The sequence below is a fragment of the Hallella faecis genome (assembly GCF_018789675.1).
Classification (GTDB): Bacteria; Bacteroidota; Bacteroidia; order Bacteroidales; family Bacteroidaceae; genus Prevotella; species Prevotella faecis.
The window spans coordinates 1-11,916 of record NZ_JAHKBE010000039.1 but is presented as its reverse complement, the minus strand read 5'-3'; the positions used below and the strand labels follow the sequence as shown (position 1 = coordinate 11,916).

The 11,916-nt window shown below is 50.0% G+C and carries 11 protein-coding genes; 10 read left to right on the top strand and 1 reads right to left on the bottom strand.

All coding sequences use genetic code 11. The features are described from left to right. The first annotated feature begins 3 nt into the window (after positions 1 to 3). The 10 genes from KM934_RS09235 to KM934_RS09190 all read left to right on the top strand — a co-directional run bounded on the left by KM934_RS09235 (position 4) and on the right by KM934_RS09190 (position 11,042). Positions 4 to 978, top strand: coding sequence for a glycosyltransferase family 2 protein (locus tag KM934_RS09235; protein ID WP_215760333.1), 975 nt, complete (start codon positions 4 to 6; stop codon positions 976 to 978). Beyond that, the gene (locus KM934_RS09230; RefSeq protein WP_215760332.1) at positions 975 to 2,033 is read left to right on the top strand and encodes an EpsG family protein; all 1,059 of its coding nucleotides are present in this window, start codon (positions 975 to 977) and stop codon (positions 2,031 to 2,033) included. The genes KM934_RS09235 and KM934_RS09230 overlap by 4 nt, the downstream gene beginning before the upstream one ends. 25 nt (positions 2,034 to 2,058) lie before the next feature. After that, complete coding sequence (locus KM934_RS09225) at positions 2,059 to 3,204, top strand: glycosyltransferase (RefSeq protein WP_215760331.1); 1,146 nt, start codon at positions 2,059 to 2,061, stop codon at positions 3,202 to 3,204. A 20-nt stretch (positions 3,205 to 3,224) separates the two neighbouring features. Next, complete coding sequence (locus tag KM934_RS09220; RefSeq protein ID WP_215760330.1) at positions 3,225 to 4,403, top strand: glycosyltransferase family 4 protein; 1,179 nt, start codon at positions 3,225 to 3,227, stop codon at positions 4,401 to 4,403. 11 nt (positions 4,404 to 4,414) lie between these two features. Next, positions 4,415 to 5,437 (top strand): glycosyltransferase, encoded by a 1,023-nt coding sequence (locus KM934_RS09215; RefSeq protein ID WP_215760329.1) that lies wholly within the window; start codon positions 4,415 to 4,417, stop codon positions 5,435 to 5,437. Between the two features lie 44 nt (positions 5,438 to 5,481). Then, positions 5,482 to 6,333, top strand: coding sequence for a glycosyltransferase (locus KM934_RS09210; RefSeq protein WP_252344960.1), 852 nt, complete (start codon positions 5,482 to 5,484; stop codon positions 6,331 to 6,333). Next, positions 6,333 to 7,205: a glycosyltransferase gene (locus KM934_RS09205; protein ID WP_215760328.1), complete on the top strand. Its 873-nt coding sequence runs from the start codon at positions 6,333 to 6,335 to the stop codon at positions 7,203 to 7,205. Before KM934_RS09210 ends, KM934_RS09205 begins: the two co-directional genes overlap by 1 nt. 855 nt (positions 7,206 to 8,060) lie before the next feature. Next, positions 8,061 to 8,900, top strand: coding sequence for a glucosamine inositolphosphorylceramide transferase family protein (locus KM934_RS09200; RefSeq protein WP_215760327.1), 840 nt, complete (start codon positions 8,061 to 8,063; stop codon positions 8,898 to 8,900). Beyond that, positions 8,897 to 9,934: a glycosyltransferase gene (locus KM934_RS09195; protein WP_215760326.1), complete on the top strand. Its 1,038-nt coding sequence runs from the start codon at positions 8,897 to 8,899 to the stop codon at positions 9,932 to 9,934. Before KM934_RS09200 ends, KM934_RS09195 begins: the two co-directional genes overlap by 4 nt. Next, a complete protein-coding gene (locus KM934_RS09190) occupies positions 9,912 to 11,042 on the top strand; it encodes a nucleotidyltransferase family protein (protein ID WP_215760325.1) in 1,131 nt (376 codons plus the stop codon). Before KM934_RS09195 ends, KM934_RS09190 begins: the two co-directional genes overlap by 23 nt. Positions 11,043 to 11,202: 160 nt before the next feature. On the opposite strand, the gene KM934_RS13335 is transcribed toward KM934_RS09190, so the two are convergent. Next, the gene (locus KM934_RS13335) at positions 11,203 to 11,481 is read right to left on the bottom strand and encodes an acyltransferase family protein (protein ID WP_353736591.1); all 279 of its coding nucleotides are present in this window, start codon (positions 11,479 to 11,481) and stop codon (positions 11,203 to 11,205) included. Positions 11,482 to 11,916: the final 435 nt, after the last annotated feature.

The following is an 11,916-nucleotide window of genomic DNA, read 5'->3' as shown; positions in this document are numbered from 1 at the left end:
TTTATGGCATCCCCCCAAATATCAATAATTGTTGCTGTATACAACGCAGAGAACACAATCTTAAAATGTCTTGACTCAATTTCCCAACAGACATTTGAAGATTTCGAGGTGATTATGGTTGACGATGGTTCGCTTGATCATAGTGGAAAAAAAATAGACGAGTACGCTTCACGTGATTCAAGGTTTAAAGCTTTTCATAAGTCGAACGGTGGTGTGTCGTCAGCCCGTCAGTTTGGCATAGACCATGCTTCTGGCGAATATACTATTCATGTAGACCCTGATGATTGGATAGATCCAGACATGTTGGCTTCCCTATATGCCCAGGCTGGAAAAGCAGATATGGTGATCTGTGATTTCTACATCAATTCATACAAGGGACAAGAGTATGTAGAGCAACAACCTCAGAATGTAGAAGACAACATGGCGGTCATCAAAGACTTGTTTGGGCATTTACATGGTTCAACTTGCAATAAGCTAATAAGATTGTCGTGTTATAGCCAATTCAATGTGAGGTTCCCAGAACAGATATCTTACTGTGAAGATCAGTATGTGGTAATTTCTCTCTTGTTAAACCCTATAAGGGTGATCTACCTACCAAAAGCGTTTTACCATTATGTCAGAGGCAATGAAGGATCTTTGTCAAAAAGTTATTCCGGCAAGATGTTGGAACAGGATAAATGTGCATTGACATTATTTACATCGTTGGTTGCCCACACGCCAATGAGAGATTTTGTAGAGGCGCATAAGGCTTATTTCATGATGGAACATGCTTTTTGGTGGGGCGCCAATTATTTCTCAAGCAAAGCTTTCAAAAAGGAGTTCTATAGTTATTATCCATTGCTTAAAAGGGTAATAATGCCGAAAACAGAGAGGATTCTGTTGAATTTATCGTGTAGAGGTTTTTACTCCGTAACCCGGAAAGTCATAGGTATGCTAATGGCAGTAAAACACCATATTTACAATCTTACAAAAAAATGATACCCGTAATAGCCTTTTTGGTTTTCTACGTTTTTGCTTTGTATGTTATTACGAAGAAAGAAACAACTCAGAAAGCAATACTAATCGCAACATTGATAATACTTACCTGTCTCATTGGTTCTAGAGATGGGTGGCCAGATGAGAAGGTTTATCAAATAGCATTTAGCGAAGCCCCTCGTCCATGGGATTTTATTTTAAAGAATGTCGAATCTTATGGATATGTGGAAAAAGGATATCTATTTTTGGCTTCGTTAGTTAAGTTGGTTTTAAACAATAGCCGTTTTTATCTTTTTTGCATGGGTGGTCTTTCCATGTATTTGCTATATAAGGGATTGACGGCTTATTGTGCGATACCTTTGGTGGGTTTATGCGATTATATTGGGCGTTTTCTGTTAAACAGAGATTTTCAGCAGATGCGCTCTTCGTTAGCCATTCTGCTGCTTATTTTAGCTATCAAGCTTATCCACGATCGCAAGTTGGTGGCATACATGCTGGTCGTCTTGCTTGCTTATCAGTTCCACCACTTGTCATTGATTGGAATACCGCTGTATTTCCTGTATAAAGTGCGCATTGGGCCTATTTCAATCATTTTCAGTCTTGTGATAGCAATGTTGTTGTCTCAATTATTAGCAGGATCCATTTCAGGCATAGTGGATAGCTATAGTCAAGACCTTAACTATGATACATACGTTCAAGACGAATATGTGGAAGAGGCATTAGGATTACGTAATCCCATGATTTATTTCCAAATACTAATCTTGATGGTTTATACGTTTATGGAACCCATTCTTGCTTCTAAAGACAAGTTCTACCATTTGATGCGTTGGGGCTATTTCTATTCTACGTTGATATTGATTTTCTTCTGCAATTATACAGCCCTTTCTGGTCGTACATCTACTGTTTTTGCTACGTGTGAGATGTTTATGTTGCCAAGTATTGCCATGGGGTTCGGAAAGGAAAAGAGATTCGTGTTTTATGTAGTTGTGGGAGTAATATTGGTTTATTTCTTCTGGAGTAAGTATCATTCAGTAATGATGATGATTGGAGAGGTATAATTAATTGTCTGTACTCATTAAACGTATGAAATTAGTAATTGTCCAATCTCGTGTTTGCTTTGGTGGAGCCGAGCATGTGGGGGTGATGCTTGCCAACGCGCTTTCAGTCCATCACGATGTGGTGCTGGCTACCAATATGCAATTGGAAGTGTCGTATGCGATCTCTGATAGCGTAAAGGTGCGCAATATATTCCCCTCAATTCCTCATGGCGTGAAAAAGTGGACGGGAGCTATCCAGGAGTTGCGTCAACTTTTCGTTCAGGAAAAGCCCGATGTGGCCATTGGCATCTTGTCTACTTGCTCCTTTATCTGCAAAGTGGCTGGTGTGGGACTCGGCATTCCTGTGGTTGCTACTGAGCACGATGCGTTTGAACGTCCCGAGAGTGCCCCGATGAGTCGTGGCAACGCCTTTTCCAAGTATTGGCTCAATCGTCTGTTTGATGTGGTTACGGTTCTTACGGAAGCAGACAAACAGGTGATTGGCAACCGATTGAGCCGGGTGGTGGTCATGCCCAATCCCTTGTCTTTGCAACCTGCTACGATGGAAGGTTCCAATCTGTTCAATGATTCGGAAGGAAAATCTTTTGCGAAGAAGCCGATCGTGTTGGCGGCAGGCCGCCTCGACTCCTGGCATTGCAAAGGGTTTGACGTGTTGTTGGAGGCATGGGTGAAAGTGCATGCACGGTGCAAGGATAACATACAGGCGGAAGGTTGGCGGCTTTGCATTGCTGGCAAAGACGAGGCGGATGGCCTAAGCCATTTGCAATCGTTGGTTCGGAAATTGGAACTTGGCGATAGCGTGTCGTTCTTAGGCTTCCGCAAGGATATGGTGCGCTTGTACCAAGAGGCATCTGTGTTTGCTCTGAGTTCACGCTATGAAGGCTTCGGCTTGGTTTTGGTTGAGGCGATGAGCCAAGGGTGTGCTTGCGTGGCCACCGATTACAAGGGGCGCCAGAAGGAAATCTTTGGTGATTCCGAGTGTGGCTTGTTGTGTCCACCCGAAGATGCTGAGGCTTTGGCCGAGGCGCTGCAAAGCGTGATGACCGATGCCACGTTGCGCCACCGACTCCAGAAAAACGCCATAGAGCGTTCCCGATTCTTCATGCCATTACACATCGTCAAGCTGTGGGAACAACTCCTATCGGAGGTGGTTGCTGCAAGGAAGAAATAGATTTCGATAACAGTCAGTCTATGCGTGTTGCACATATTATCAATCATTTAGGCGTGTCGGGAGTCAATCAGGTGGTTGCCGATTTGGTTTCTGTGTTCAATGCCCATGGGCACGAGTGCGTCATCTACTACCTAAAAGCATGTGATAGCCCAGCAAGTTATCCTTGCCCAGTTGTGCCTTTGGACGGTTCAGCCTCCCTCCCCGAGCATTTTGATGTGATACACGCCCATGGCGTAGGCCCTATGTTGTATGTGATGAAGCATCGCCGTGCATTGGCAAAACGTAACGGAAATCAGGGCCGACCTCTGTTTGTTACGACGCTCCACTGCTACTGCTTCCAAGACTTGCCGAGCCTTTATGGATGGTCCAAGGGTGGCCTGATGGCCTTGGCGTATCTTGCAAGTACGTTGTGGCAGGATAGAGTGGTGTGCTTGTCGCAAGACATGATGCGCTATTATTCGCGGTGGATCAGTCGCCGTAAGTTACGCTATGTTTACAACACCCGTCTCTTGCCAAGCAAGCAGAATGAGGTCTTTAACCCTGACGATGCTGCGCTTGTCGATCAATTGAAGTCGTGGCATGCACAAGGACATACTGTTATTGGCATGAATGGCGTGCTTATATATAGAAAAGGTGTTGATTTGATGCTTCGTGCCTTGCGCCTGTTGAATCAGGAGGGTCGTCGTTTCCGCCTGGTGTTGGTGGGCGATGGGCAAGATCGAGGCGATTTTGAGACGTTATGCCAATCGTTGGAACTGAACGACGAGGTGCTGTTTGCGGGCCATCGAAAGGACGCTTACCGCTTCCTTCCTTATTACGACATTCTGGCGCTACCCAGTCATTCGGAGGGGTTCCCCCTGAGTTTGTTGGAGGCTGCCGTTTATCAGAAAAAGGTTGTGGTCAGCGAGTTGCCCATCGTAAAGGAATGTTTTGGCTATCGTAACCCAGGGACTTCGACGGGTAAGGTGGAAGTAGCAGCATTCAAGATCTATCCAGATCAGGATGCGACCGTTCTTCGTTTGGCTGAGGCTATACGAAACGCTATGGCTGACGATGCTATCAGTGCTCGCCTACGCCAGCGTTTCGATGAGGATTACTCGCCTGAGGTGTTCTACCAACGTTACGATAGGGTGTACAATGAAAACAAATCCGCGTATGGTAATATCATGAATAAAGAAAGCCATAGTTTTAAGTGTTAGAATGTAAAAGAATGAATTCTGTAGTATTATTAGATCCGCGTAATAAGGCTCTCTTTGCGTCCTTTTATGTTGAGGGTCTAAGGAAAATGTTTGGTTCTAAATCCTTGCGTTATTCCATGTTACCCTTTGGAGATTTGGATCGGGCTAAGGACTTTTCGTATGATCACTATATGTGCTTTATAGTGGTAAGGGGGAATTTGAAAAGAAAAATCATTATAGATTTCCATGACTCTACTTCCATTTCAGCGGAAGCGTATCGTTGGTGCGATGTTTATGCTAAGATTAATATAGCCACAACGACAGATATGTCTTCTTGGCCTAAACTCATTTCTATTCCGCCCGGATTTGGAATAAGGACCAATAGCGTTGCCGGAACATTGATAGGTGGCGTAAAAGATTTGTGGCATATGAAATTTAGGCCCATTAATGGCCTTTATGCGCAGTTCTATAATACGTATGCTATGCTCTTGCGTCCTACAATCCAAAAGTATGAGCAAAAATCAGAATCAGTGTCAGGTTACGTGTTTCATGCTTCCACTTTGTGGTCTGTCGATAATTGTATGCAGTTTACTAATCCATATAGGGCTACGTTTATTCGCACATGTAAATCGTTACCAGAAATTCGTTTTGAGGGTGGACTGATTAAACCCCATGGACATATTCCTCAAGAATACGAGGACGTTGCCAGTAATAAGCGATATAAATTTCATGAGTACTTTCAAAACACCATGCGTTCGATGTTTGTGTTCAACACGCCTGCCGTGCATCAATGTCATGGTTGGAAATTAGGCGAATATCTTGCAATGGGAAAGGCCATTATATCAACTCCAATTTCTAATCGTTTGCCATTTCCGTTTGAGGATGGCAAAAATCTCTTGGTAGTTCATAACCAAGAAGAATTGGTTGAGGCTATTCATCGTTTGTCAACGGACAATGAACTCAGGCGCTCATTAGAGGAATCTTCCCGCAACATTTATACTAACTATTGTTCCCCTATAGCGGTTATGCGTTCAGTATTAGGAGATTTCTTGTGATAAACGATCGTTGAGAGTCAGACGTAGTGTAAACAATAATTTGGATGTTAGGGAAAGATAATAATATGGATAAGGGCCTGCGGTTTAGCGTGGCCATGTCGATCTATAAGAATGACGACCCAGGATATTTAAGGACCGCCATTCGTAGCACGTATGAACAGACGTTGCCGCCGGCGGAGGTGGTGATGGTGGGCGACGGTCCGTTGCCCGAGGTGTTGCTGGCGGTGGTGCGCGAGCTGGAAAGCACATACCCCTCGTTGCGGTTCCTGCCACAGGAGGTGAACCGTGGGTTGGGTGAGGCGCTGCGCATTGCTTGCGAGAACTGCCAGTACGACTATATCGCACGCATGGACTCGGACGACATTTGCATGCCCGACCGCTTCGAGAAGCAGATGCGTGTGTTTGCCGATGATCCCGAGGTGGGAATGGTGGGCGGCATGATCACTGAGTTTGTGGGCGACCCGACAAACATCGTGGACCGCCGTATGTTGCCGCTCGAAAACGCCGGCATCTACAAGATGATGCGTACGCGATGTGGCGTGAACCATGTGACGGTGATCTTGCGAAAGTCCGACCTCATGGCGGCGGGCAACTACAGTGGTCGGTTCCGGCAGGAGGATTTCTACCTCTGGGCGCGACTGATGAAGAACCACGTGAAGATACGCAACATCGAGGATGTGGTGGTGAATGTGCGGTCGGGAGCCGACCAGTTTGCACGACGTGGCGGACTGACCTATTTCCGTGAGCACATGAAGGTGTTTCGCTATATGTACGACGAGCACCTGATATCCTTGCCCTACTTGCTCATCAACTATGGCTTGCGGTTTGCGCAAGTGGCGTTTCCCACCCGACTGAGAACGTGGGTGTACCAAAACTTGCTCCGTAGCAGTCATTGATGGCCGACAACCGCGCCCTTCCCGCCTTTACCGTTTTCACCATTACCTATCGGCGAACGGCTGAACTGGGAAGGCTCTTTGCGTCGCTATGTAGGCAGACGTGCAAGGATTTTGTGTGGCTCATCGTGTCGGATGAGACGAACGACGCTACCCGACAGGCTGTGGACCAATGGCGCGAGCAAGCCGACTTCGACATCTGTTATGTGGAGCTGACGCATGGGGGCAAGACGCGTGCCATGCGTGAGGGATTCCGCCATGTGCGAACGCCCCTGATGATCGACATCGACGACGACGACGAGTTGGTGCCGCATTGCGTGGCGGTGTTCAAGGAGGCGTGGCAAGCGGTGGAGCGCCAAGGGCGTGCCGACATCGGTATGATCAACGCCCTGTCGGTCGACGACGAGGGGCGAGTGGTGGGCCGCATGGCCGCCCAGTCGGGTTGCGAAGATTCCGACTATATCACGATGGAGTGGACGCGAGGTTGCGCCGCCGAGTACATCATATCGCGAAGGACAGCAACGGTGGCCGACGCCGCCTTGTTCGACGACCGTGGCACGTGGTTGGCCGACAGGGTGGTGAACGTGCGCGAGAGCGTCTATTGGAACCGATTGGCCCGCAGGTGGAACACGCGGTATCTCTACCAGCCGTTGCGCATCTACCACACGGCAGGGGCGTCGCGCCTCTCCGCACAACGCTTTGACCGACAGAAATGCGTTGACTATGCGTTCTCCAACTACGTGATGTTGCGTGAGTTGCGTGGGCGTTGGCACGAGAACTGCCGCACTACGCTGAAATATATGGCCGAATGGGTCTACTGCGTGCTTCGTGCACCATCGATCCTCGTCTCTCTGTTCGCCCGCAGAGAACACTGAAGCCATGCAGGCTGATTTTATCAAAAGAACAGGCGGGAATTATTGTTCTCCCACAGATCGCACAGAGCAACACAGATGCCATGCGGGGTGATTTTATCAAAAAACACTGATATTACTGATGCGCACGGATCGGTCTTTTCACGAATCCTTTACTCTTGCTCCGCTGCCTACTGCTTGGTTTTGATGCGCCGCTGGCGCGACGGATGAGCACGGATCTTTCGCATGCGGAAAGTTGGATGCAAGGAAAAACATCTGTGCAAATCTGAGAGATCTGTGGGAGACAACTAAGCGCCCTATGCGCTTGAAAAAGCAAATGAGAGATTTCGCCCACAGATCGCACAGAGCAACACAGATGCCATTCGGGTTGCTTTATCAAAAAACACTGATATCACTGATGCGCACGGATGGGTCTTTTCACGGATTACGACTCTTGCTCCGCTGCCTACTGCTTGGTCTTTGATGCGCCCCGGCGCGACGGATGAGCACGGATCTTTCGCATGCGGAAAGTTGGATGCAAGGAAAAACATCTGTGCAAATCTGAGAGATCTGTGGGAGACAACTAAGCGCCCAATGCGCTTGAAAAAGCACGTGAGAGAATTCGCCCACAGATCGCACAGAGCAACACAGAAACCATTCGGGGTGATTTATCAAAAGAACACGAGACTCGGCGAAGCCCCACCGACCGTATCGAATGACGACAGAATGGAAACACCGTCGGTGTTTTAAAATCTCACGAGATTTGTCGCAGACCCACTGACCGAAGGGAAGTAATGAGGCGGTGGGCCTCATGCAAAATCCACATAAACCTTCTGTGGGAGGAATCGCGGATAGCCATTATAACAAGATATGCCTTCATTGTTGAAAACAATCAAGAACGCGTTGTGCCGACTGCTACAGGCACGATGGGCCGTAGCCTTTTGGGTTGACGGCCGCCTCATGGTGGTGGGCAATCCCTACCGCGACCGTTGGTTTGCCGACCCTTTCATTGTCGACGCCGACGACAAGACGATAACGTTGTTGGTGGAGGACTTCTCGTTGCAGACATTGAAAGGCTCCATCTCCGAACTCACCATCGACCGTGCGACGTGGAAGATATGCCAACGTCGCCCCGTGTTGGAGGAACCCTTGCAGTTGAGCTTCCCCTATATCGTGCGTCGCGAGGGCGACTGGGTGTGGTTCATGCCCGAGAGCTCGCGGGCCAACCGCTTGTCGCTTTATTGCTACAACCGCGCCGATGGCAGCTGCCGGCGCGAGCGCGACTTGGTGGCGGTCGACCTGTCAGACTCCATCCTCCTGGATGGCTATGTGCTGGCCACGCAGGGTGAGGGGCTCAACGGCGACACGCTCCACCTTTATCGCAAGCAAGGCGAGAACTATGTGGCCTCGCAACCCTTTGTGTTCAAGGAGCGTGTGGCGCGCAACGCGGGTGCCGTCTTCGAGCATCAGGGCAAGCGCTACCGACCGGCGCAGGTGTGCAACGAGTGGTATGGCGAGGCGCTCAGCATCCAAGAGGTCACGGGCGAGGCGGGCCGATGGACGATGGCCGAGGTGCGCCGACTGACACCGCCTCCAGGGTTCGAGGGATTGCACACATTGAACACCTACAACGACCTGTGGGTGACCGACCTGAAATATTATCCGCATCCGTGGCTATCCAAATGGGCCTATGTGATGATGGGACGAACCGACCTATGAGAATAGCCTACATCATTCCTTCGCTTTACCGCATGGCGCCCAACCGTGTGGTGCAACAATTGGTGGAGGGCATGATGGCCCGTGGCCATGAGTGCCACGTGTTTTATTTCGATCCCGTCACCACCGACGCCATAGCGTTTCCCTGTCGCGTGACGCGCATCAGTCTGCTGAGGGCCACCGATCTCACGGGCTACGACGTGGTGCATACGCATGGTCTTCGCCCCAACCTTTATGTTTGGATCCATGGCGTGCCGAGGGGCGTAAGGGCCGTGGCCACCATCCACTCGTATGTCTTCGAGGAGTTTCGCTTTATCTACGGACGGGTGTTGGGCTGGATCTTCGGCCACCTCTTTGTGCGTACGCTCAGTCGCCATGACAGGGTGGTGACGCTCAGTAGCGATGCCGTAGACCATTATGCGCATTGGATTCGCCCATCACGCCTCACCTATTGTTATAATAGTGTGGAGGAACCGGCGGTCGACGTGCCGCCCGATGCCGACGACTGCCGTCGCATCCGTGAACACAAGGGTGATGGCGTATTGGTGGCCAACATCTGCTTCTTCGACAAGATCAAGGGACTCGATGTGCTCATCCGCGCCCTGGCGTTGTTGCCAGCCCACTATCGGTTGCTGCTCATCGGCAACGGGGCTGAGGATGGAGCGTTGCAACAGTTGGCGCAGCGTCTTTGCCCCGGTCGTGTGCTCTTCCTGGGGCGGCGCCCAAGGGCTTCGCGCTACCTCTCGCTGGTCGATGTGTTTGCGCAGACATCATGGAGCGAGGGGTTCTGCTTGTCGATGGCTGAGGCCGCGCTGACCCACACACCCATCGTGTCGTCGGACATTCCCGGCATGCGCGAGAAGTATGGGGCCGATGAGGTGACCTATTTCCCCGCCGGCGACGCACCGGCGCTTGCCGCCGCCCTTCGTGAGGCGGTGGGCGATGAGGCGAAGGCTGATAGGGCCTATCGCAAGGTGGTGTCGCAGTTTGGGGTGGAACAAATGATTACTCGTTATGAAACGATTTACCAAGGCTGAACAACTCTTTTTGCATCTTTTCCGACGTGCGCTGTGGGCCGATGTGCCAACGACGCCCGAGGCGGAGGCACCGATGGCCGATGAGGCTACGTGGCTGAGGGTGGTCGACGTGGCGGTGGAGCAAACGTGCCAAGGACTTCTTGCCGACGCGTTGTCGCAGATGCCCGCCGATCGCCGACCGTCGAAGCCCATCTATTTCTCCATGGTCAATATGACGGCCGAGGCCGAGGACCGCAACCGCAACATGAACCGTTGCCTGCATGGGCTCTTCCCTATGTTGGAGCGCCAAGGCATACCGGCTTGGCTGCTCAAGGGCCAGGGGCTGGCGCGATGTTATCCGCAGCCGTTGCACCGCATGTCGGGCGATATCGATGTGTTTATTCCTACGGCTGAGGCGTTCGACCGTGCCGTGGAGCTGTTTGCCAAGCACTTGCCGGGCGACGGACTGGAGGAAGGGCATGAGCGCACATTCCATGTGGACGATATCGCCATTGAGTTGCATAGCCTGATCGTTACCGACCTCAACGGTCGCTTGCGCCGCAATTTCCCTGCGTGGTGCCAACAGCAGTTGGCGAAGCCACCCGTGATGTGGGACGACGTGGTGTTGCCGCCCGCATCGTTCAACGCCATTTTTGTATTTGTGCATCTGGCACGCCATTATGTGGGGGGCGGCATTGGCTTGCGCCAAGTGGCCGACTGGATGCGGTTCCTCTATGTGCATCGCACCGGGGGCGACAGTCCACTGGACGTTGCCGAGCTGGAACGCGACATCGAACATTTAGGTATCAAGCGTCTGTGGCAGGTGTTTGCCACTTTGGCCGTCGACTATTTGGGGTGCCCCGCCGAGGTCATGCCGCTTTACGACCCGCATCATCATCGGGACGCCGCCATGGTGTTGCGGTGCATCTTCGATGAGGGCAACTTCGGCCATCACGATACGGCTATGGACCATCGCCCCGACGGCTTTCTCGCAGGCAAGGCGTTCTCGTTCCTGGTTCAGGTGCGCCGCATGGTCCACAAGTTCCAGCTTTTCCCTCGCGAAACGCTGTTCTGCTTCCCCATCCTCATCCGCGATGGCATGGGAAGAATTGTAGGGCGAAAAGCCTAACCATATCTCATTTCTTGTTATTCCGGCTCACGCTATTCGAGCCTTCGCTTGTAACCAAGGGATGTGGTCTGATGCAAATGGCGGCAATTACTTCTGTTGAAAGTAATTGCCGCCATTGGCATTCTGTAACAGCAGATGGTCGTCAGCGGCGAGGTAAATCTCAGGCTATAGGTTTTTCTCCTATAATTACTCCCATATTTTTACGTCTTACAAGTTCAGTCAAGAGGATTGAAGCAGCGGTGCTTGTTAGGAATACAAGCGCCGTTAGCAAATATGGATTGACGGGGAGGTCGCCAAAGATGTAAAATAGCAAATAAATTATTATAGGATGAAACAGGTATATGCCAAAACTGTTTTTGTTTATTAAATCAAACAGTCTTGTTGTAGTTATGGCTTTAAGCCATGGAGCAGAACGGTAAAAGACGTATATGCCAGTCAATGCGTAAACGGTTTTACCCCCCCCCTACGCAATAATTACCTACCAATCCCATGACTACAATTATAGGTAAACAGGTACGAAATGTCGATTTGTATTGTATGGCAAAATAGCCGATGGTAAACCAAAACTGGTATGTGAGGGCATTGTTTATTTCAAAATATGGATATACGCTATATTTTGTTCTTAACAGAAATAACGAGGCGCTTACTAACAGGATAGCCCAATCGGGTATGTGAAGTTTTTCAAAAAGGAATCTAAGTCCCCAGAACAAGAGGAAAACGTTGAACAACATCCAAACGTACCAAAGGTGCCTGCTATCCGATGACAATAATAACCCTTTTGTTAGATAGGGGAGAAATGGACGGAATCCAAAGCCTACCATAGGGATTGTCGTTTAATTCTTTCAGTCGTGGACGCATAGAGGTCATCTTGGTA